The organism is Janthinobacterium sp. SUN100 (genome assembly GCF_030397705.1).
In the GTDB taxonomy this organism is placed as follows: Bacteria; Pseudomonadota; Gammaproteobacteria; order Burkholderiales; family Burkholderiaceae_D; genus Janthinobacterium; species Janthinobacterium kumbetense.
On record NZ_JAPUBU010000004.1, the window covers coordinates 529,347 to 551,492 of the forward strand.

Annotated in this window: 18 protein-coding genes; 13 read left to right on the forward strand and 5 right to left on the reverse strand. The window is 63.8% G+C overall.

The features are described 5' to 3' along the window. Nucleotides 1–99: 99 nt before the first annotated feature. A complete protein-coding gene (gene norR, locus O0881_RS22460; protein ID WP_289913150.1) occupies nucleotides 100–1,659 on the reverse strand; it encodes a nitric oxide reductase transcriptional regulator NorR in 1,560 nt (519 codons plus the stop codon). 150 nt (nucleotides 1,660–1,809) lie between these two features. Here norR and nirK point away from each other — a divergent pair, with 150 nt between their 5' ends. Genes nirK through O0881_RS22475 form a run of 3 tightly spaced genes read left to right on the forward strand, consistent with a single transcriptional unit; the run spans nucleotide 1,810 to nucleotide 6,295 of the window. Continuing rightward, complete coding sequence (gene nirK, locus O0881_RS22465; protein ID WP_289913151.1) at nucleotides 1,810–3,294, forward strand: copper-containing nitrite reductase; 1,485 nt, start codon at nucleotides 1,810–1,812, stop codon at nucleotides 3,292–3,294. A gap of 29 nt (nucleotides 3,295–3,323) precedes the next feature. Next, nucleotides 3,324–4,001: an iron-sulfur cluster repair protein YtfE gene (gene ytfE, locus O0881_RS22470; RefSeq protein ID WP_289903487.1), complete on the forward strand. Its 678-nt coding sequence runs from the start codon at nucleotides 3,324–3,326 to the stop codon at nucleotides 3,999–4,001. 14 nt (nucleotides 4,002–4,015) lie between these two features. Continuing rightward, nucleotides 4,016–6,295 carry a nitric-oxide reductase large subunit gene (locus tag O0881_RS22475; protein ID WP_289913152.1) on the forward strand — a complete coding sequence of 760 codons (2,280 nt, stop codon included), beginning with the start codon at nucleotides 4,016–4,018 and terminating at the stop codon, nucleotides 6,293–6,295. Here the strand turns inward: O0881_RS22475 and O0881_RS22480 are convergent. Then, nucleotides 6,292–6,714 carry a DUF1841 family protein gene (locus tag O0881_RS22480; RefSeq protein WP_034780276.1) on the reverse strand — a complete coding sequence of 141 codons (423 nt, stop codon included), beginning with the start codon at nucleotides 6,712–6,714 and terminating at the stop codon, nucleotides 6,292–6,294. The two genes, O0881_RS22475 and O0881_RS22480, sit on opposite strands and share 4 nt — an antisense overlap. A gap of 464 nt (nucleotides 6,715–7,178) precedes the next feature. Here O0881_RS22480 and mqo point away from each other — a divergent pair, with 464 nt between their 5' ends. Next, on the forward strand, nucleotides 7,179–8,777 hold the full coding sequence (gene mqo / locus O0881_RS22485) for a malate dehydrogenase (quinone) (protein WP_218965305.1): 1,599 nt from the start codon (nucleotides 7,179–7,181) through the stop codon (nucleotides 8,775–8,777). Nucleotides 8,778–8,877: 100 nt separating this feature from the next. Here the strand turns inward: mqo and O0881_RS22490 are convergent, their stop codons facing one another. Further along, nucleotides 8,878–9,510 (reverse strand): RNA pyrophosphohydrolase, encoded by a 633-nt coding sequence (locus O0881_RS22490; RefSeq protein WP_289913153.1) that lies wholly within the window; start codon nucleotides 9,508–9,510, stop codon nucleotides 8,878–8,880. A 204-nt stretch (nucleotides 9,511–9,714) separates the two neighbouring features. On the opposite strand from O0881_RS22490, the gene O0881_RS22495 reads away from it, so the two are divergent. Both O0881_RS22495 and O0881_RS22500 read left to right on the forward strand, forming a co-directional pair. Continuing rightward, complete coding sequence (locus O0881_RS22495) at nucleotides 9,715–11,454, forward strand: proline--tRNA ligase (RefSeq protein ID WP_289913155.1); 1,740 nt, start codon at nucleotides 9,715–9,717, stop codon at nucleotides 11,452–11,454. Further along, nucleotides 11,451–12,077 carry a lytic transglycosylase domain-containing protein gene (locus O0881_RS22500; protein ID WP_289913156.1) on the forward strand — a complete coding sequence of 209 codons (627 nt, stop codon included), beginning with the start codon at nucleotides 11,451–11,453 and terminating at the stop codon, nucleotides 12,075–12,077. The genes O0881_RS22495 and O0881_RS22500 overlap by 4 nt, the downstream gene beginning before the upstream one ends. A 79-nt stretch (nucleotides 12,078–12,156) precedes the next feature. Here O0881_RS22500 and O0881_RS22505 read toward each other — a convergent pair whose 3' ends face one another. Both O0881_RS22505 and ffh read right to left on the reverse strand, forming a co-directional pair. Then, complete coding sequence (locus O0881_RS22505; protein ID WP_071650146.1) at nucleotides 12,157–12,552, reverse strand: SWIB/MDM2 domain-containing protein; 396 nt, start codon at nucleotides 12,550–12,552, stop codon at nucleotides 12,157–12,159. Nucleotides 12,553–12,988: 436 nt separating this feature from the next. Then, a complete protein-coding gene (ffh, locus tag O0881_RS22510) occupies nucleotides 12,989–14,356 on the reverse strand; it encodes a signal recognition particle protein (protein WP_034746567.1) in 1,368 nt (455 codons plus the stop codon). A gap of 238 nt (nucleotides 14,357–14,594) precedes the next feature. Between ffh and O0881_RS22515 the strand changes: the two genes are divergently transcribed. From O0881_RS22515 to O0881_RS22545, 7 genes are all read left to right on the forward strand, one after another. Further along, nucleotides 14,595–15,104, forward strand: a complete 510-nt coding sequence (locus O0881_RS22515; protein ID WP_289913158.1) for a sigma-70 family RNA polymerase sigma factor — start codon at nucleotides 14,595–14,597, stop codon at nucleotides 15,102–15,104. A 5-nt stretch (nucleotides 15,105–15,109) separates the two neighbouring features. After that, on the forward strand, nucleotides 15,110–16,093 hold the full coding sequence (locus tag O0881_RS22520) for a FecR domain-containing protein (protein WP_289913160.1): 984 nt from the start codon (nucleotides 15,110–15,112) through the stop codon (nucleotides 16,091–16,093). 110 nt (nucleotides 16,094–16,203) lie between these two features. Then, entirely contained in the window at nucleotides 16,204–18,414 is a 2,211-nt protein-coding gene (locus tag O0881_RS22525; protein ID WP_289913161.1) for a TonB-dependent siderophore receptor, read from the forward strand. A gap of 116 nt (nucleotides 18,415–18,530) precedes the next feature. Continuing rightward, nucleotides 18,531–18,812, forward strand: a complete 282-nt coding sequence (locus O0881_RS22530) for a hypothetical protein (RefSeq protein ID WP_251350264.1) — start codon at nucleotides 18,531–18,533, stop codon at nucleotides 18,810–18,812. Continuing rightward, a complete protein-coding gene (locus tag O0881_RS22535; RefSeq protein WP_289913163.1) occupies nucleotides 18,809–20,512 on the forward strand; it encodes a PepSY-associated TM helix domain-containing protein in 1,704 nt (567 codons plus the stop codon). Before O0881_RS22530 ends, O0881_RS22535 begins: the two co-directional genes overlap by 4 nt. Further along, nucleotides 20,509–20,850 (forward strand): DUF3325 domain-containing protein, encoded by a 342-nt coding sequence (locus O0881_RS22540; RefSeq protein WP_289900285.1) that lies wholly within the window; start codon nucleotides 20,509–20,511, stop codon nucleotides 20,848–20,850. Before O0881_RS22535 ends, O0881_RS22540 begins: the two co-directional genes overlap by 4 nt. A 103-nt stretch (nucleotides 20,851–20,953) precedes the next feature. Beyond that, the gene (locus O0881_RS22545) at nucleotides 20,954–22,141 is read left to right on the forward strand and encodes an efflux RND transporter periplasmic adaptor subunit (protein WP_289913165.1); all 1,188 of its coding nucleotides are present in this window, start codon (nucleotides 20,954–20,956) and stop codon (nucleotides 22,139–22,141) included. The last annotated feature ends 5 nt before the right edge of the window (nucleotides 22,142–22,146 follow it).

Sequence of the window (22,146 nt, forward strand, 5' to 3'; positions counted from 1 at the left end):
AACCGTAGCGAGCGGAAGGGAGAGGCGGCCGAGACGCGGAACTGTGCTGAAGCAAAGTGAGCATCGCAGGTTGCCTATACCGACGCGCAGTAGGTTTGGTTAGGTGTTCTTCAGCCCCACCCGGCGCGCCAGCTTATGCAAATTGCTGGCGTCCAGCCCCAGCTGGCGCGCGGCAGCGGCCCAGTTATCCTGATGTAGCACCAGCGCTTGCCGGATGGCCTGGCGCTGGCTCGCTTCCACGATCTGATGCATGGACAGCAGCGGCGCTGCTGGCGCTCCGCACGCGGCCGGCGCAGGCAGCGACGCGTTCGCACCGGCTGGCGCCTCCAGCGCATCGAGGTCGAGCATATCCGTTTCCAGGGTCACGATGTCCTTGCGGTCCGCGCCGCGGATCACGGCTTTCAGCGCGGCCCGGCTGATCACATGTTCCAGTTCGCGCACGTTGCCCGGCCAGCGGTAGTGGCACAGGGCGTTTTCTGCCGCGGCGGACAGGCGCAGGCTGCGCAGGCCCAGGCGCGCGCGGTTGAGCTCAAGAAAACCACCGGCCAGCAGCAGCACGTCATTGCCCCGCTCGCGCAGCGGCGGAATCGGCACGGGATACACGGACAGGCGGTGATACAGGTCGGCGCGGAAGGTGCCGTCGCGCACATGCTCGCGCAGGCTGCGGTTGGTGGCGGCGATCACGCGCACGTTGACGCGGCGCGGCCGGTCCGCGCCCAGGCGCTGGATTTCGCCATTTTGCAAGGTGCGCAGCAGCTTGGCCTGTATCGATAGCGGCAATTCCCCCACTTCATCGAGAAACAGGGTGCCCCCTTCGGCTGCCTCGAAACGCCCGGGCCGGTCGCTGACGGCGCCGGAAAACGCGCCGCGTACATGGCCGAACAATTCGCTCTCGGCCAGGGACTCGGGCAAGGCCGCGCAATTGACATGGATCAAGGGCTTGCCTGCGCGGCGCGACAGCCGGTGCAGGCGGTGCGCGCACAGTTCCTTGCCGACGCCCGTCTCTCCCAGCAGCAGCACGGGCAGTTCGGAATCGGCGACCACCTGCAATTCGTGCAGCAAGTGCGTGATGGCGCTGCTCTGGCCGACGAAATCGTGTTCCTCGCGCGGCGCTTGCGCATCGGCCAGCATGGCGCCGCCCGACAGGCGCAGGGCGCGGATTTCCGTTTCCAGGCGGGTCACGCGCACGGCCGCCTCGATGGCGCAAGCCAGTTCACCGAGATCGCGCTGCGCTTGCGTATCGAAGGTGCCTACCTGCAGGGCGTCGAGCGTGATCACGCCCCAGCGTTCGCCCTCCAGGTCCAGCGCCATGCCCATGCAGTCGTGCACGGGCAGCGGTTCGCCGGCCCGCTCGGCGATCAAGCCATCGTAGGGATCGGGCAGGGAGCTGTCGTGATGGAAGCACAGCACGCCGCGCCGTTGCAGGATGGCGGCCAGGCGCGGATGGTCGGCGACGGCGAAGCGACGCCCCAGCGCGTCGCTGGCCAGGCCGGCCATCGCCACGGGGCGCAAGTGCTCGCCATCGAGCTTGAGCAAGGCCATGGCTTCGCAGCCGAAGTGCGCGCGCAGGCTGCCGACCAGGCGCTGCAGTCGCACTGCCACGGGCAGGTCGGCGACCAGGTCGGTGAGCAGCAGCAGGTGGATGGCAGTGGTGGTCATAAGTACCATGCAGGGTACAACGAACCACGGCAAACAAGGGTCATTACGACCCTGTGTTTTTCAAATCGTTGATTTAAAACAAGTTTTTCCTGGCACACGGTTTGCCTAGGTATGAGTGCCAAACCGGCATACAAGACCAAGGAAAGCTTGATGAAAACGACTCCCTCCCTCCGCGCCATTGCCGCGGCCGTCTGTGTCCTGGCCATGCCCCTGTCCGTGCAGGCCCAGGCGGGCCTGCCTGCCAGCGCTGCCGCCACTGCCGCCAAACCTGCCACCGCCGCGGTCAAGCGCTATGAACTGCAAACCAATATCGTCGACGGCAAGATGGTATTCATCGACGCCAAGGGCCAGGTCAACCCCGTGCTGGCGGCCAAGGTGGGGGAAACGGTCGAACTCGTTCTGAAAAGCGGCGAAGGCGCCGAACACGACCTGCTGATTCCCGAGCTGAACGTGGCTTCAAGCAAATTCAGCGCCAATAGCGGCAGCACCACCGTGCGCTTCAAGGTCACGCGCGCCGGCACGTTCACCTATTACTGCTCGATTCCCGGCCACCGCCAGATCGGCATGGAAGGCAAGCTGGTCGTGAGCGGCACTTCGCTGGCCGAAGCGGGAGCACCGAAGGCTGCCGGCGCCGGCAGCGCGGCCAGCGAATCGAGCCAGGCCGCCGCGCTGGCCCTGTACACGCCCGCGCCATCGCCGATGCGCGGTCCCGACCCATCGGCCGTCAGCGTGGCGGCCAATCCTGCCTCCGTGCCGGCCGCCATCGGCGCGCGCGCGCCGCAGTTGCTCAAGTACCGCATGGAGACGGTGGAATTGCCGGGCAAGCTCGATGACGGCACCAGCTTTACCTACTGGACCTTCAACCGGCAAGTGCCCGGTCCGATGCTGCGCGCGAAGGTGGGCGACACGGTCGAACTGACCCTGTTCAACGCCAGGGACAGCAAGATGATCCACTCGATCGACCTGCACGCCGTGACGGGCGGCCATGGCGGCGGACAGCACACGCAGGTGGCGCCGGGACAGGAAAAAACGGTGACCTTCAAGGCGCTCAATCCGGGCCTGTTCGTCTACCACTGCGCCACGCCCCTGGTGCCGCAGCATATCGCGGCCGGCATGTACGGCATGATCCTGGTCGAACCGGAAGGTGGCCTGTCGAAGGTGGACCGCGAGTATTACGTGATGCAGGGCGAGATGTACACGGGCCGTCCGCACGGCGCGCCCGTGCACCAGGAACCGAACCTGGAAAAAATGGCCAATGAGCTGCCCGACTACTACGTCTTCAATGGCGAAGTGGGCGCCTTGAGCAAGACGCACAAATTGCAGGCGAAAGTGGGCGAGACGGTGCGCATCTATTTCGGCGTCGGCGGCCCGAACAAGATCTCATCGTTCCACATCATCGGCGAGATCTTCGACAAGGTGTACAGCGAAGGCTCGATCAGCAGCCCGAAACACGACGTGCAAACCACCCTGGTGGCACCGGGCGGCGCGACCATCGTCGAACTCAAGGTACAGCACCCGGGCAGCTACCTGCTGGTCGACCATGCGCTGTCGCGCGCAGGCAAGGGCGCCGTGGGCGTGCTGGAAGTGACTGGCGAACCCGTACCCGGCGTCTACCACGCAGGCGCGGTGCAATAAATCTACCTATTCATCCTCAAGGAACTGTTATGGAAATGATCGAGCTATCCCTGGGCCAGCTGGCCCGCCGCATCCCCGGCGCCACGCGCCTGTTCGATGCGCACCGCCTGGATTTCTGCTGCGGCGGCAACAAGACCCTGCGCGCGGCAGCCGAAGCGGCCGGCGTGGACACGGCGCCCATCGTCGAGGAGCTGAAACTGCTGGCAGGACGGATTGACGCCAGCGGCGAGCGTGACTGGCAGGACGCCTCGGCCACCGAGCTGGTGGAGCATATCCTGGCGCGCTACCACGCCGTGCACCGCGAGCAGCTGCCCGAGCTGATACGCCTGGCACGCAAGGTCGAGCAGGTGCATGGCGACCGCGCGGACTGTCCGCACGGGCTGGCGGAACACCTGTCGGCCATGGCGCAGGAGCTGGAAAGCCATATGCGCAAGGAAGAAGACGTGTTGTTCCCGATGATCGTGCGCGGCCAGGGCCCGCGGGCCGGCGCGCCCATCAACGTCATGCGCATGGAGCACGACGACCATGGCGTGGCCTTGCGCGCGATGGAGGCAATGACGAACGATATCACCGCACCTGGCGGCGCCTGTACCACCTGGCGCGCGCTGTACACGGGCTTGCGCACCTTCCGTGCAGACCTGATGGCGCACATCCATACCGAAAACAATATCCTGTTCGAGCGCTTTGCGCCGGCCGCGGTGCACTGACAAAGGAATGACCCATGGGTCCGTACAAAAAACTCTGGTTCACCCTGATCGGTGTGCTGATCGTGACGTTTTCGCTGCTCGGCTACTACGGCACGGAAGTCTACCGGCAGGCGCCGCCCATCCCCGCGCAAGTGCTGGCGCAGGATGGCCGGCAACTGTTCGACCGCGAGGGCATCCTCGACGGCCAGACGGCCTGGCAATCCGTCGGCGGCATGCAGCTCGGTTCCATCTGGGGCCACGGTGCCTACCAGGCGCCCGACTGGACGGCCGACTGGCTGCACCGCGAACTGACGGCCTGGCTGGAACTGGCCGCGCAAGAGCAGCATGGCAAGGCCTACGCGGCGCTCGACGGCCCCGCGCAGGCGGCGCTGCGCGAAGCGCTCAAGCTGGAATACCGCGGCAACCGGGTCGATGAGGCGCAAGTACTGCGCCTGTCGCCGCGCCGCGTGCAAGCCATCGCCAGCACGGCGCACTATTACGACCAGCTGTTCTCTGACGCGCCTGCGCTGCACGCCAGCCGCGAGCATTTCGCCATGAAGGAAAACACCTTGCCCAGCGCCGAGCGGCGCGCACAGATGACGCAGTTCTTCTTTTGGACGGCATGGGCCGCCGCCACCGAGCGTCCTGGCCAGAAAGTGACCTATACGAACAACTGGCCGCATGAGCCGCTGATCGGCAACCAGCCCAGCGGCGAAAACCTCGTCTGGTCGGTCGCCAGCGTGGTGGTGCTGCTGGCCGGCGTGGGCTTCCTCGTGTGGGGCTGGGCCTTTTTGCGCGACCACGACGACGCGCTGCCGGCGGCCGGTCCGCGCGATCCGCTCACCACTTTCGCCCTGACGCCTTCGCAGCGGGGACTGGGAAAATACCTGTTCCTGGTGGTGGCCCTGTTCATCTTCCAGGTCTTCATCGGCGGCTTCACGGCGCACTACACGGTGGAGGGACAGCAGTTCTACGGCATCGACGTGTCGCGCTGGTTCCCGTATGCGCTCACGCGCACCTGGCATATCCAGGCCGCGCTGTTCTGGATCGCCACGGGCTTCCTGGCCGCCGGCCTGTTCCTGGCGCCCCTGATCAATGGCGGCAAGGATCCCAGGTGGCAGCGCCTGGGCGTCGACGTGCTGTTCTGGGCCCTGGTCGCGGTCGTCGTCGGCTCTTTCATAGGCAATTACCTGGCCATCGCGCAAGTGATGCCGCCCGAGTGGAATTTCTGGCTCGGCCATCAGGGGTATGAATATGTGGACCTGGGGCGCTTGTGGCAGATCGGCAAATTCGTCGGTATCCTGCTGTGGCTGGTGCTGATGTTGCGCGGCGTCATACCGGCCCTGTGCCAGAAGAGCGGCGACAAGAACCTGCTGGCGCTCCTGACCGCATCTGTGGGCGCCATCGGCCTGTTCTATGGCGCCGGCCTGTTCTACGGCGAACGCACGCATTTATCGGTGATGGAATACTGGCGCTGGTGGGTGGTGCACCTGTGGGTGGAAGGCTTCTTTGAAGTGTTCGCCACCACGGCGCTGGCCTTCATCTTCTCGACCCTAGGCCTGGTGTCGGTGCGCATGGCCACGACGGCCAGCCTGGCGTCGGCCTCGCTGTTCATGTTGGGCGGGATTCCCGGCACTTTCCACCATCTGTACTTTGCCGGCACCACCACGCCCGTGATGGCCATCGGCGCGAGTTTCAGCGCGCTGGAAGTGGTGCCGCTGATCGTGCTGGGGCATGAAGCGTGGGAAAACTGGCGCCTGAAGGAACGTGCGCCATGGATGGAAAACCTGCGTTGGCCCATGATGTGCTTTGTCGCCGTCGCCTTCTGGAACATGCTGGGTGCGGGCGTGTTGGGCTTCATGATCAATCCGCCCGTCGCGCTGTACTACATCCAGGGCCTGAACACGACCCCCGTGCATGCGCATGCGGCGCTGTTCGGCGTGTACGGCTTCCTGGCACTGGGCTTTACCTTGCTGGTGCTGCGCTATCTGCGGCCCGACTACCGTTTCAGCCCTGCGTTGATGAAGACGGCGTTCTGGGGCTTGAACGCGGGCCTGGTACTGATGATCTTTACCAGCTTGCTGCCGATTGGCATCATCCAGTTCCACGGCAGCGTGACGGAAGGCCTGTGGTATGCGCGCAGCGAAGCGTTCATGCAGCAGCCGCTGTTGCAGAACCTGCGCTGGATACGCACCTTTGGCGACGTGGTCTTCATCGTCGGCGCCATCGCCATGGCGCTGCAGGTGGTGCTGGGATTGCTGGGCAAGGCGCCGAAGGCGCCGGTACTGCAGCCGCAGGCCGTACGGCCAGGTTAACGTCTGCGCACGCAGTCGATATAGGCGTCCGTGTCCGGCGGCAAGCCCGAGCGCTGCGACGCCCAGATCATCTGGCCCAGGCATTCCATCACTTCGTGCTGGGCGGCATGGGCCGAATCGAGGCGCTGGGTGAGCTGCTGGACGGCCGGGCGGATGCCGCGCGGCTGGTCCACCTGCACCTGTTCCGTGATCGACAGATGCATGGACAGGTGCAGGAAAGGATTGGCTTGTCCCCCTTCGACGGAATAGTCGCGCGCCAGCGCCGCTTCGACGTCGGAGAGCTCGTTTTCATACTCGGGGTGTTCGAGGATCCAGTCGAGCGCAATGGCTTCCATCGGCGTGAGGATTTCATGGGCGCGGTGCTTGCGCAATGTTTCGCAAAAGAAACGGCGCACATCGTCGGAAGAGGGGTTGAACATGGCTGAAGGACTATGGCTAAAGGGCAGCCGGCATTGTACCGCGTACATAAATAAAGGGCATCGAGGATGCCCTTTTTGCCGTCTGGCGGCCGCATGCATGACCCGATAGTCACCGTCATTTAATACCCTGCAGTAAGTATTATCCACTACCGCCACGGCCCGGCGGCGCCAAATAACGGTGATAAAATCGCCGCTCTTGATATTTGCACTGGACATGACGGCGATTTCATTGCCGGTTTTTCAGCCGACAACGAGGTCCGCGCTGTCCATTGCCCGCACCTTTGCCACCAGATCATGCTCTTGGGATATCCCGGAGCGCGGCAGCATGCCTATCACCATCGACATTGACCTGTCCGGCCGCCCTGGCGTTCCGGCTGGCTAGTTGTTTTTCATTCAATACGGCGATGGTGCCGCCACGGTGGCGCGCAAGAATCATCCTTCAGTATTCATAAACGGAGTTACGTATGCGTAAATCGCTATTACTTTTGATGTCGTGCCTGATCCTGGCGGCATGTGACAAGACCCCTCCGGCCTCGTCCGAAAAACCGGTCGACGTGCTGTTGATCGGCGCCGGCACCATGAGCGCCACTCTGGGCAGCATGCTCAAGGAACTCGATCCGTCGCTGACGATGGAAATGGTCGAGCGCCTCGATTCCGTGGCCGCCGAAAGCTCGGATGCGATGAACAACGCAGGCACGGGCCACTCGGCGTTTGCCGAACTGAACTACACGCCGGAAGCGGCCGACGGCAGCATCGAGACCAAGAAAGCCGTTGCCATCAACGAGCAATTCGAAATTTCCAAGCAATTCTGGGCTTATCAGGTCGCCAACAAGCACCTGGGCGCGCCGCAAACCTTCATCAATAACGTGCCGCACATGGCCTTTGTGTGGGGCGATGACAATATTGCCTTTTTGAAGAAGCGCTACGCCGCGCTGCAAAAGGAAAACCTGTTCAAGGGCATGCTGTTCTCGGAAGACCAGGCGCAGATCGAGCAATGGGCGCCGCTGGTGATGCAAGGCCGCGACAAGGGCCAGAAAGTGGCCGCGACACGCATGGAAATCGGTACCGACGTCAATTTCGGCAACCTTACGCGCGGCCTGGTCAAGTACCTGACGGACAGCCACGGCATGGTCCTGCACCTGCGCCACCAGGTGGAAAACATCCAGCGCGGCGCCGATGGCGTATGGAACGTGACGGTGAAAGACTTGAACGCCGGCAAGGAAAAGACCATGCGCGCTAAGTTCGTCTTCATCGGTGCCGGCGGCGGTTCGCTGCCGCTGCTGGAAAAATCGGGCATTCCGGAAGCCAAGGGCTACGGCGGCGTGCCGGTGGGCGGCCAATGGCTGGTCACCACCAATCCGGAACTGGTGGCGGCGCATGCGGCCAAGGTCTACGGCAAGGCGTCCGTCGGTTCGCCGCCGATGTCCGTGCCGCACCTGGACACGCGCATCATCGACGGCAAGAAAGCCCTGCTGTTTGGCCCGTTTGCCACCTTCTCGACCAAGTTCCTGAAAAACGGTTCGTGGATCGACTTGCCTGCCTCGATCGGCACTGGCAATGTGAAACCCATGCTGCAAGCCGGTTACGACAATATTCCGCTGACGAAATACCTGGTCGAACAGGTCATGAACACGCCTGAAGACCGCCTGAAGACTTTGCGCGAGTACCTGCCGAACGCCAAGATGGAAGACTGGACCTTGCAAAACGCGGGCCAGCGCGTGCAAATCGTCAAGGATGACCCCGTAAAAGGTGGCTTGCTGCAGTTCGGCACGGAAGTCGTCGGCGCCGCCGATGGCAGCATCGTCGCCCTGCTGGGGGCCTCGCCAGGCGCCTCGACCGCGCCGCCGATCATGATCAAGGTGCTGCAAACGGCATTCAAGAGCCGCCTGGCAACGCCGGAATGGCAAGCCAAGATGGTGGAAATGGTGCCGTCGTACGGTCAAAAGCTGAACAATGACCCAGCCCTGGCCAACAAGATCCGCCACTACAGCAGCAACATCCTGGGCTTGAAGGCGATCACGCTCGACGTGCCAGCCGCTGCGCCAGCGCCGGCAGCAAACTAAGTCAGCCTTGCCGGCAGGGGAGTTTCCTGCCGGAATGAAAAAAGGGGCAGCCTGTTCAGGCTGCCCCTTTTGCGTGGGAGAGTGCGTTCATTGCGGTGGACTACCTCTTGCCCGGCAAGATCAACTCCGGCGTACACCCTTCGGCGGCAATGCCGTCGCAAGGCTTGGCCAGTGCCGCCCCATCCTGTGCCCGTGGCGCATGGGGCTGGCGCAGGTAGCGCGACGTGTGGCGGTGCGCTTGCTGTGCGTTGCCATGCACGGGCCAGGTCAGGAAGCGGGACAGCTCCTGCAAGGCGCGCTGGTAGACATCGCGTTTAAATTCAATGACGACATCGAGCGGGACCCAGTATTCATGCCAGCGCCAGGCGTCGAACTCCGGATGGTCGGTCAGGCGCAGATTGACGTCGTTATCGCGCGCGCACATTCTCAGCAGAAACCAAATCTGCTTCTGGCCACGGTAATGGCCGCGAATCTCGCGCTTGATGAAGTGGTCTGGCACTTCATAGCGCAGCCAGTCGCGGGTGCGGCCGACAATTTTGACGTGTTCCTGTCTGAGTCCGATTTCCTCTTCAAGTTCGCGAAACATGGCTTGTTCCGGTGTTTCGCCATATTTGATACCGCCTTGCGGAAACTGCCATGAGTGCTCGCGCACCCGCTTGCCCCACCACACCTCGTTCTGGGCGTTTAGCAGGATGATGCCGACGTTGGGCCGAAACCCTTCACGGTCGAGCATAATGCACCTCAAACTTTCTGCGACAGTGCATCCTTTTTTACATAATTACCCACAACTTCGCAAGCCGGTGACCTTTTCGGGGTGCGAAAAGCGCCGGAATCGCACCAATTGAGCGCATTTGTGTAAAGTATGGACGCATCAGCCAGCTAATCCTTTAAAATTAGGTTGATTATAACCCTCTCTTTTTAAAAAGAATTCACCGTTATGCGCGCCTCCCGTTTTTTTATTTCCACACTTAAAGATGCACCTTCTGACGCGGAAATCGTCAGCCACCAATTGATGATGCGTGCAGGCATGATCAAACGCCTCGGTTCCGGCATCTATACCTACATGCCGATGGGCTTGCGCGTGATCCGCAAGGTGGAAGCCATCATCCGTGACGAGATGAACAAAGCCGCCGGTATCGAACTGCTGATGCCGCTCGTGCAGCCGGCCGAACTGTGGCAAGAGACGGGCCGCTGGACCAAGATGGGCGACGAACTGATGCGCGTGAAAGACCGCCACGGCCGCGAATACGCGATCCAGCCGACATCGGAAGAAGTCATCACGGACGTCGTGCGCACGGAAATCAAGTCCTACCGCCAGCTGCCGTTGAACTTTTATCACATCCAGACGAAGTTCCGCGACGAGCGCCGCCCACGCTTCGGCCTGATGCGCGGTCGCGAATTCACCATGAAGGACGCCTACTCGTTCGACCGCGATCTGGCCGGCATGCAAGCGTCGTACAAGGTCATGTTTGACGCCTACACGCGCATCTTCACGCGTTTCGGCCTGCAATTCCGCGCCGTGGCAGCCGATAACGGCGCCATCGGCGGTTCCGGTTCGCATGAATTCCACGTCATCGCCCACACGGGGGAAGACGCGCTCGTGTACTGCCCAACCTCCGATTACGCGGCCAACATGGAAGCGGCCGAAGCGCTGCCGCCAGCGGGCGAACGCCCGGCAGCAAGCCAGGCGCTGACGAAAACGGCCACGCCGGATACCGTCAAGTGCGAAACCGTGGCTGCCCTGCTGGGCATAGCCCTGTCGCAGACCGTGAAAACCATCGCCCTGACGGTGGAAACCGTTGGCAAGGATGAAAAAGTTGCGAAACAGCATTTCATGCTGCTGCTGCGCGGCGACCATGAATTGAACGACATCAAGGTGGGCAAGGTTGCCGGCCTGGCCGGTCACCGTTTCTCGACGGAAGCGGAAATCCTGGAAGTCTACGGCACGATTCCTGGCTACCTGGGCCCGATCGGCACGCAAGCGCCCGTCACCGTGGTGGCGGACCGCACGGTCGCCCACATGAGCGACTTCGTCTGCGGCGCGAATGACGCCGGTTTCCACTACACGGGCGCCAACTGGGGCCGCGACGTGGCCGAGCCTGCCATCGTGGCCGACTTGCGCAATGTCGTCGCCGGCGACGCTTCGCCGGACGGCCAGGGCACGCTCGCCATCGAGCGCGGCATCGAAGTGGGCCACGTGTTCCAGCTGGGTACGGCGTACTCGGAAAGCATGAAAGCCACCTTCCTCGATGAAAACGGCAAGCCTGCGCCGCTGCAGATGGGGTGCTACGGCATTGGCGTGACGCGCATCCTGGGCGCCGCCATCGAGCAGAACTTCGACGACAAGGGCATCATCTGGCCGGCGTCGATCGCGCCATTCGAGGTCGTGCTGTGCCCGATGGGCATGGACCGCAGCGAACTGGTCAAGGAAGAGACGGAGAAGCTGTACGCGGCCCTGCAAGGCGCTGGCGTCGATGTCATCGTCGACGACCGCGGCTTGCGCCCTGGCGCCATGTTCGCTGACTGGGAACTGATTGGCGTGCCGCACCGCATCGTCATCGGCGAGCGCGGCCTGAAAGAAGGCAAGCTGGAATACCAGGGCCGCCGCGATGCGGAAGCCACCGGCGTGGCGCCGGACGAGATCGTCGCCTTCATCCAGGGCAAAATGGCGCAGTGAAGCGCATATCAGTAAGTAAAACGGCTGGCGCGCTCGCGCTGGCCGCCTGCCTGGCCTGCGCTTTTCCGGCGCAGGCCGGCAACCAGAAGGAGGAGGCGCTGGCCGACTCCGTCCGCCTGGCGCTGTCGCACGCGATCCGCGACGAACGCCCGCCGCAACCCAAATTTGCCACTCCCGCCGACTTGCAGCGCTACCAGCAATGGCTGGCGCAGATGTCGTCGCGCCTGCAGCGCAAGCTGCCGGATGTGCAGCTGCGCACGGAATTCCTGGAAACAGTCTGGTATGAAGCGCGCCGCGCGGGCCTGGAACCGGCCCTGGTGCTGGGCCTGATCCAGGTGGAGTCGGCTTACCGCAAATATGCCGTCTCGCTGGCCGGCGCGCGCGGCTACATGCAGGTGATGCCGTTCTGGACGGGCGTCATCGGCGACAGCGACCGCAGCAAGCTGTTCCACATGCAGACGAATCTGCGCTATGGCTGTGCGATCCTGCGCATGTACCTGGATATGGAAAAGGGCGATTTATACCTGGCGCTGGGGCGCTACAACGGCAGCCGGGGGCGGGCCGAGTACCCGAATGCCGTGCGGGCGGCATGGCGGCAGTGGGAATTCAAGCCGGCCAGTTGAACCGCAGGCAAAAAAATGCCCCGCTCGCAGTGATGCGGCGGGGCACTCGCTCGGCTGTTGAAGCCGGCGCGTATCTGATTTATTTCAAATGATCGGAGATCAGTTTCGTCATTTCAAACATGGAGACTTGGGCTTTGCCGCCGAAAACTGCTTTCAGCTTGTCGTCCGCATTGATCATGCGGCGGTTGGCCGGATCTTGCAGATCGAGTTTTTTGATGTAATCCCATACCTTTTTGGTCACTTCCGTGCGCGGCAGTGGTGCTGCGCCAACAACGGCAGCCAGATCTTTCGATGGCGTCATTGCTTTCATGAATGCTGCGTTTGGCTTGCGTGGTGTTGCCGGTGCTGCCGCTTTCTTCGCCGCTGCTGGTTTAGCTGCTGCCTTGGCTGCGGGTGCTGCTTTCTTGGCGGCTGCAGGCTTGGCTGCTGCTGCTTTGGCTGGCGCTGCTACTGGGGTTTTTTTGGCTGTTGCCATCTTCGAGCCTCCTTAACAAACACATGGGAAATTGCGCAATTAATCGCACGGCTAATATTGGTGTGGATTTACCTTGTATGCAAGTGTTTTTCACGTTTTCACGAGGAAAAAGCAGGGAAATGGCAATGCTGTCGCCCGGGCGCACCGCTTGGGAGCGCAGAACGGCGTTTTTGCCCGTAAATGGCATGGTTGCTGGCTGTGCGGGGAGGGGGACTGCGGGGGAGGGAAGTAATGATGCCGGACACATGAAAATGCAATCCGGCATGATTTTATAACGGTGTTTCTTGACTTGAACTACGTCTCACGCGGCGTAAAAAAGGCCTTCAAAATCACAGCGAGCGGGGATGATTTGTGGCCGAGAAGCGCAACCGTACTGAAGTACGGTGAGCATCGCCGGCCGCAAAGCGCCCCGCGCAGCGGATTTTGAAGCCTTCCACTACCTCATGCCGGGCATCATGCCCTTCATGGAGCGCATCATCTTCATCATGCCGCCACCCGACAATTTCTTCATCATCGTCTGCATTTGCTCGAATTGCGTCAGCATGCGGTTCACTTCCTGCACCTGCACGCCGGCGCCGGCGGCGATGCGGCGCTTGCGCGTGGCCTTGATCAGTTCAGGCTTGGCGCGTTCCTGCGGCGTCATCGAGTCGATGATGCCGCACATGCGGCGTACCTGTTTGTCGGCTTGATCCATGTTCTTGCCGCCTGCCGCCTGCTGGAACTGTGCCGGCAGCTTGTCCATCAGGTTGGCCATGCCGCCCATTTTCTTCATTTGACCCAGTTGCGCCTTGAAGTCGTTCATGTCGAACTTGCCGCCGACCTTGATTTTTTGCGCCAGGTCGGCCGCGGCCTTGCTGTCGACGCCCTTGCGCGCCTCTTCCACCAGGGCGAGGATGTCGCCCATGCCGAGGATGCGGTTGGCCATGCGGGTCGGGTCGAACGCTTCCAGGCCGTCGAGTTTTTCCGAGACGCCGGCAAACTTGATCGGTTTGCCCGTGATATGGCGTACGGACAGGGCCGCACCGCCGCGCGCGTCACCGTCGAGCTTGGTCAGCACGATACCGGTCAGCGGCAGCGCATCGTTGAAGGCTTTTGCCGTGTTGATGGCGTCCTGGCCCAGCATGGCGTCGACGACAAACAGGGTTTCGATCGGTTTTACGGCGCCGTGGACGGCGGCGATTTCGCGCATCATCTCTTCGTCGATACCGAGGCGACCCGCCGTATCGATGATCAGCACGTCGTGGTAATGCTTTTTCGCCCAGTCCAGAGCGGCCAGGGCGATATCGACCGGCTTGTCCGTGCTGGTGGACGGGAAGAAGTCGGCACCCACCTGGGCGGTGACCGATTGCAGCTGGGCGATCGCGGCGGGACGGTACACGTCGGCCGAGACGGTCAGCACTTTCTTCTTCTTTTCTTCCTTCAGGTACTTCGCCAGCTTGCCGACGGTGGTGGTTTTACCCACACCCTGCAAACCGGCCATCAGGATGATGGCGGGCGGCTGCTGGGCAAAACTGATCTGCGACGCTTCCGGTCCCAGGTCGGCGCCCATCAGGGCGGCCAGCTCGCGCTGCACCACGCCAACCAGGGCCTGGCCTGGCGTGAGCGAGGAAATGACATCCTCGCCCATGGCTTTTTCTTTGACTTTGGCGATGAATTCGCGCACGGCGGGCAGGGCGACGTCGGCTTCGAGCAGCGCCAGGCGCACTTCGCGCAGCATGTCGGCGGTGTTCGCTTCGGTCAGGCGCGCCTCGCCGCGCATGGTCTTGACGACTTTGGCAAGCCGTTGGGTGAGATTATCTAGCATGATGAACCTGCAATGAAAAGCTTGGGAGTGGGCGGCGCAAGCCGGACGATGGGCGTCATTTTACCTTATCGCGGGTGGCTGGCGGTCCCGCGCTGCATCGCCTGGCGGTTGGCCTGCTTTTGAATTAGTTGGTATTTCTGGCAATGCCGCGATTGCATGAAAGGCATTGCGCGGTTAAAATGAGAATAATTCTTATTTACATTCTCAGGCGCCGCACGCCTGAGCGGAAAGGGATGCCATGTCGGCTGCCGATTTTGCACAGCAACAAGACCTGCACGCGCTCTACAGCAGCCATCACGGCTGGCTGCAGGGCTGGCTGCGGCATAAGCTGGGCAATGCGGGCGACGCGGCGGACCTGGCGCAAGACACTTTCATCAGCGTGCTGACGGCCGATTCCGCGCCGCAGATCCGCGAAGCGCGGCCTTTTTTGGCCACCATCGCGCGCCGCCTGGTGGCGCACTGCCACCGCCGGCAAGTGCTGGAAAACGCCTATCTGGAAGCGCTCGCCTGCCTGCCGCCCGATGTGGCGCCCGCGCCCGAGGAGCGGCTGCTGGCGCTGGAGGCCTTGCAGGAAATCGACCAGGCCCTCGACGGCTTGCCTGCGCCCGTGCGCACGGCGTTCTTGCTGGCGCAGCTGGAAGGCCTCAGCTATGCCGAGATCGCCGCGCGCCTGAACGTGTCGGCCAGCTCGGTCAAGCAATATCTGACGCGGGCCAACCGCCAGGTGTTTTTCTCTCTGCCAGCATGAGCACGGTGGCAGAACCCGCAGCCGCGGCAGCCATCCGCGCAGAGGTGCAGCAGCAGGCGGCCGAGTGGCTGACGGTGCTGATGTCGGAGCAGGCCAGCAAAGCGGAACACGCCGCCTGGCAGCGCTGGCGCGGGGCCGACCCGGAACACGAACGGGCCTGGCAGCATATCGAAGCGGTGTCGCAGCGCTTCAACGGCTTGCACCGCGGCGCGGCCGCGCAGGCGCTGGCCGGTATGCAGCGACAAGCCGTCAATGGCAAGCGGCGCCAGTTGCTGGTGTGGCTGGGTGTGGCGGCAGGCGGCGGCATGCTGGCCGCGCAGACGGGCGCGTGGGATGGCGTGCGCGCCCTGCGTGCCGACTACCGCACGGCCACGGGCGAGCGGCGCGTGGTGGCGCTGGCCGACGGCAGCGTGCTCAGCCTGAATACGGGATCGGCCGTGAACGTGCGTTTCGACGCCAGCCGCCGCCTGATCGAGTTGCTGGCTGGCGAGATCCTCGTCACCAGCGGTCACGGCGCCGGCAGCGACGCGCCTTTGGTGGTGGTCACGCGCGAAGGCCGGGTGCGCGCGCTGGGCACGCGCTTTGCCGTGCGCCAGCAGGATGGCTACAGCACCGTGGACGTGTTTGAAAGCGCTGTTGAAATCCGTCCCCGCGACGATATCGGCGCGCCCTTGTTGCTGGCGGCCGGGCGCGGCACGGCATTTTCCCGCCATGCGCCGGATGCGCCGCACGCCATCGATGCGCATGCGCACGCCTGGTCGCACGGGCAGCTGATCGTCGACGACGTGACCCTGGGCGATTTCCTGGCCGACCTGGCCCGCTACCGCCCCGGCGTGATTCATTGCGCGCCGGAAGTCGCCCAGCTGCGCCTGTCGGGTGTGTTCCCGCTGGCCGACACCCAGCGCATCCTGAACATGCTGCCCAACTCGCTGCCCGTGCAGGTGCGCAGCCGCACGCGGTATTGGGTCAGCGTCGAACCGGCGCCGTAGTCCCCGCAAAATATATTTGCAGCCGGACTGCCCGTTTTTCGTTTTCGCGGCACCTACAGAGTAGGGCGCCTGTTTTTTACCGTCCCATGACGCCACCATCAGGAACTTTCATGTCGCACGCTTTGCCTTTTGTCAGTTTGCCATCGTCTCACTCTGCGCTGCGCCCGCTGGCTCAAGCGGCCGCGGCCCTGTGCCTGGCCGCCAGCCTGCCGGCGCTGGCGCAGCAGGCCGTGCCTGCTATTCCTACCTCGCCCGCCACCGAGCAAACCATGCTCGGCGTATCCGTCACGGCAGGGCGCGATGCGACGACGGAAGGCAGCGGCTCCTATACGACGGGCGTGAGCAATACGGCAACCAAGCTGAACCTGTCGCTGCGCGAGACGCCGCAGTCCGTCAGCGTGCTGACGCGCCAGCAGATCGATGACCTGGGCATCACGACACTGGACGACGCCGTGCAGTCGATCACGGGGTTGGTCATGCAGAAGGGCAACTTTACGGGCGATTCGGGCAGTTTCAGCGCACGTGGTTTTCCAATCGACAACATCCTGTTCGATGGCTTGCCCACCAGCCTGGGCGCGAACGGCACTTTCAATGGCGACAATGACGACCTGGCCATCTATGACCGCATCGAAGTGGTACGCGGCGCCACGGGCTTGATGACGGGCAGCGGCACGCCCAGCGCGGCCATCAACATGGTGCGCAAGCGCCCGACGGCCACGCCGCAAGCGTCGTTCTCGGCCAGCATCGGCAGCTGGAGCAACTACCGCCTGGAAGCGGATGCGGCCAACGCGCTCAACGAAGCGAAGACCCTGCGCGGGCGCATCGTCGCGACGGTGCAGGACAAGAAGGATTTTGTCGACGTGCTGCATGGCCGCAACCACCAGCTGTACGGCATCATTGAAGCCGACCTGCGCCCCGACACCACGGTGACCCTGGGCGCGCATTACCGCAAGACCGATAACGACGGCGTCACGACAGGCGTGGTGACGGCAGCCGACGGCCGCTTTTTGAATTTGCCCCGCTCGACTTACCTGGGCGCCGACTTCGACGAGTGGCGCCAGACGGACAAGACTATCTTCGCCGAACTGGAACACCGCTTCGGCAACGGCTGGAAGGCCAAGCTGGCGGCCACGCGCAAGACGCCCGAGATCGACACGACGTTTTCCGGCATCAACCGCCGTGACGACACCCTGCGCTTCAATTCGCAAAGCTACCGCGCCGAACTGGCCAACACCAGCTATGACGCGTATGCCAGCGGCAGCTACAACTTGTTCGGCCGCGAACATGAGCTGACGGTCGGCGCCAGCCACCGCCGCTCGTCGAAAAACAGCTATGGCGGCTGGGCGTCGTACAGCAGGCAAGAGCGCGCGCCGGTGATCGATCCTTTCAACTGGGATGCGGGCAGCGTGGCGCGCCCCGTCATCAATTACGCGCAGTGGGGCACGGCCAGCATCACCGAGCAAAGCGGCGTGTATGCGGGTACGCGCATGCGCCTGGCCGATCCGCTGTCGCTGGTGCTGGGCGGGCGCGTGAGCTGGTACAAGGACGACGCTGGCTACTCGGTGGCGCGCGAATTCACGCCCTACGCCGGCGTCGTGTATGACCTCGACAAGCAGCACTCCGTGTACGCCAGCTGGACCGAGATCTTCCAGCCGCAAGCGTCCACCGACGCCAATGCACAACCCTTGAAGCCGATCAGCGGCACCAACTATGAAGCGGGCGTGAAGGGCGAATACTTCGGCGGCGCCCTCAATGCCAGCGCGGCCGTGTTCCAGATCCGCCAGCAAAACCGCGGCGTGGACGACCTGGCAGGCCCGAATCCTTGCCCCGGCAGCACCTGGGGCTATTGCCAGCGTGCGTCGGGCGAAGTGCGCAGCGAAGGCGTGGAGCTGGACGTGGCGGGTGCGCTGACACCCGACTGGCAGCTGTCGGCCGGTTTTACTTATGTCAAGGCGCAATTTACGCGCGACAGCGATCCGGCCAATATCGGCAAGGATTTCAACAGCCGCTATCCGCACCAGCAGCTCAAGCTGGCCACCAGCTACCGCCTCTCCGGCGCGGCGCAGGGCTGGCGCGTCGGCGCCTCGGTGTACGGGCAGGGCGCGACGGAATCGGCGGACGGCGAGGCCCGCCTGCGCCAGGGCCGCTACGCGATCCTCGGCTTGAACGCGGCCTGGCAGATCGACAGCCGCGCCGAGCTGCGCCTGAACGTCAACAATGCGCTCGACAAGCACTATTACCAGAGCATTTATTCCGATGTCTTCGGCAACCTGGTGGGTGCGCCGCGCAACCTGATGCTGACCTTGAACTACAAGCTGTAAATAATCACTTTTGAACGACCTATCTTGATGAAGGATGCATGGCTTATGGATGTGCAGTTGAATCTGGCCCACGCCAGCAATGGCGTGAACCCGCGTATGGGACGGGGAGCGCCGCGATGATGAAATCGGCCCACATGATGTTGTTCTCGCGCGTGCTCGCCGCCATCTTTGGCGGCTATGCGCTCACGTCCGGCGTGGCTGTGCTGCTGTCGGCCGTGCTGCCGCTGTCGCGCGCCGAAGCCGTGCTGACGGCGACCCTGAGCGCTTTCGTCGTCTACACTTGCGCCGTGATCTGGGTCTTTGCCGTGCAAGACCTGCGCCGCGCCTGGCTCGGCATGCTGCTGCCGGCCATCGTCTGCGGCGGCATCGGCATGCTGCTGTCGCGAGGTGCCGCATGAACGCCGTCAAGGCAGGCAAAGTGGTGAAGACGCCGCAGCAGGGCGGCTTGCGCCAGGCCATGGCTTGGCTGCACACGTGGAGCGGCCTGTGGATTTCCTGGCTGCTGTTCGCCATCTTCCTGACCGGTTCCCTGGCCGTCTTCGACGACCCGATCGGCCACTGGATGACGCCCGAGCACGCTTTGGCCGAGGCGGCGCACGCGAACGATCCGCCGCTGCCGAAGGTCACGGACCGCGCGCACCGCCTGGAGCTGGCGCTCGACTTCATGGGGAAGGAACACCCGAAGGCGGACATGTGGGAAATCTGGCCCGTGCAGCGTCCCGGTCAGGGCCTGTCCGCCTACTGGTTCCAGCCCAGCGGCGGATATGGCTCGGCGGACCTCGATCCGTTGACGGGCGCCGTCATCGAGCCTGCGCGCGAGGCAACGGAACGGGAAACCATCGGCGGCCACCATTTCGTCGATTTCCACTACGAACTGCACGCGGGCCGCATCGGCGTGTGGATCGTTGCCATCACCACCATGATCATGCTGGTGGCGCTGGTGAGCGGCGTGATCACGCACAAGCGCATCTTCAAGGATTTCTTCACCTTCCGTCCGGCCAAGGGCCAGCGCTCGTGGCTCGACGCGCACAACGCGGTGGCCGTGCTGACGTTGCCGTTCCAGTTCATGATCGCCTACACAGGCCTGGCATTCTTCAGCGACGACTATGTGCCGGCCCCCGTGGCGGCGCAATACGGCATGGACAATCCCAAGAAAGCCTTCCTGGCCGACTGGAACGATGCGGGCAAGCCCGTGAAAACAGGCCAGCCGCTGGCCATTCCCGCGCTGGAATCGTTCGCGCTGCGCGCCGAACAGGCCATCGGCCAGGAAATCCGCGCCGTGGTGCTGGACAATCCGAACGATGCCTCCATGCGCGTGTGCATGTACGGCTGGAATGAGGACACGGAACTGCTCACGCGCCTCAGCGCCAATTCGGGCCGGGCCTGTTATGCGCTGGCCACGGGCGAACAGGTCGCCGTGCGCCTGCCGGGCAAGTCGGACACGGGCGGCGCCGGCCTGACGCGTTCCGTCATGTCGAACCTGCACATGGTCGGCTTCGGCGGCACGCCCATGCGCTGGCTGTACTTCTTCTGCGGCCTGGCCGGCACGGCCATGATGGGCACGGGTGCCATCCTGTTCATGGTCAAGCGCCGCCAGAAGTCCGGCGGCGAGTTCGGCGCCTACACGCAGCGCGTGTACCGCGTCATCGCATGCCTGAACGTGGCGGCCATCGCCGGCCTGGCGATCGCCTGCGTGGGCTTCCTGTGGGCCAATCGTTTGATCCCCGTCGGCATCGAGCAGCGCGCCGGCTGGGAAGTGCGCGCCTTCTTTGGCGTCTGGTTCCTGATGCTGGTGCACGCCTGCCTGCGCGCGGAAAAACGCGCATGGATCGAGCAATTGGGCTTGCTGGCGGCCCTGTGCCTGCTGCTGCCCGTATTGAATATCCTGAGCACGGGTGACAACCTGGCGGCGCAGATCGCGCGCGGCGACTGGGAAAGCGCCGGCGTGGAACTGGGCAGCATGGCCTTCGGCCTGCTGGCCGCCTGGGGCGCGTGGAAAGTCCACAAGCGCAAGGAAAAGCCAGTGAAAAAGGCTGCCGCCAGGGAAAGCGCTGCACCCTCGGCCAGCCTGCAAGTCAATACGGAGGGACAATCATGATCAATACCATCCTGTGCGCGCTGGGCCTGTCGTATGCGGGCATGGCCAGCCTGTCCCTGGCGATGGACCGCCACCATGGCCAGGTCTGGGGCCGGGACGCGGCGCCGAACGTGCGGCGCGCGCTGCAACTGGCCGGCGCTCTGTTGCTGGCGCTGGCCATCTGGCCTTGCGTGGCCGGCTGGAGCGCCACCGTCGGCGTGGTCGCCTGGCTCGGATTCATCGGGGTGGGCGCGCTGCTGGTGGCCCTGCTGCTGCCGTATGCCCCCCGCTTGCTGTTTCGTAGTTCCCTGCTGGCAGCCGTCGCCGCGCTGGCAGGTCTTGTGACGTTCCTGCGGTGATGTTCACCGCCATTTTCAAGGATAGACCGATGTACTTTTCACGCCTGGCGACACCGTTTGACGTTTGTAATTTCGTTTTGACTGCATCCAAGGCGGCTGCCTGATGGCGGCCCGCCTGCCTTCCCGCCGTACCCGCATCCTGGGCGGCGTGGTCTTGCTGGCGCTGTTCGGCGCCGGCGCAATGTGGGCCACGCGCGGCCCGGCAACCGTGTTCGACACGGCCCCCGTCAAGCGCGGCAATATCGAAGCCAGCGTCACGGCCATCGGCACCCTGCAGCCGCAAACCTATGTCGACGTGGGCGCGCAGGTGTCGGGCCAGATCACGCGCCTACACGTGCAGCCCGGCAGCGCCGTGGAAAAAGGCCAGTTGTTGGCCGAAATCGACCCCAGCGTGCAGCAAGCCACGGTCGATGCGGGCCGCGCTGCCCTGGCGGGCTTGCGCGCGCAGCTGGCCGACCAGCAGGCGCAGCACCGCCTGGCGGGCCAGCAGCACGTGCGGCAGAAACAGATGGCCAAGTTCGATTCCACGCCGCTGGCCGACCTGGAAACGGCAGAAGCCACGCTGGCCTCGGCCGGCGCCAAGATCGACCACCTGAAGGCGCAGATCGACCAGACCCAGGCCAGCCTGAAGGCGGACGAGGCGCGCCTCGGCTATACGCGCATCTACGCGCCCATGGCCGGCAAGGTGGTGGGCCTGGACGCGAAGGAAGGGCAAACCCTGAACGCCACGTACCAGACACCGAACATCCTGCGCATCGCCGACCTGTCGGCCATGACCGTGTGGACGGAAGTGTCGGAAGCGGACGTGCGCCGCGTGCGCCCGGACATGCCCGTGTATTTCACCACCCTGGGCGGCGACCAGCGGCGCTGGAGCGGCAAGGTGCGGCAAGTGCTGCCGGCCCCGCCCGTACCCGGTGGTTCCGCCGCCGGCACGGCCCTGGCGCCGTCGACCAGCAAGGTGATCTTGTATACAGTGCTGTTCGACGTGGATAACGCGGACGGCGAGCTGATGCCGCAGATGACGGCGCAGGTGGTGTTCGTCACGGCGGCGGCGAACAATGTGCTGGCCGTGCCCTTGCCGGCCCTGAAACCGTCGACGGGGGAAGGCGCCAAGCCGGGGCAGTTTACGGCGCGCGTGATGGATGCGGACGGCAAGGTCGATACGCGCACCGTCACCGTGGGCGTGCGCAACCGCCTCAGCGCGGAAGTGCTGCAAGGCTTGCGCGAAGGCGAATTGCTGGTCACGGGCGAGCAGCCGGCCGGCAGCGGCAGCAGCAGGTTCCAGCTGTGAGCGCC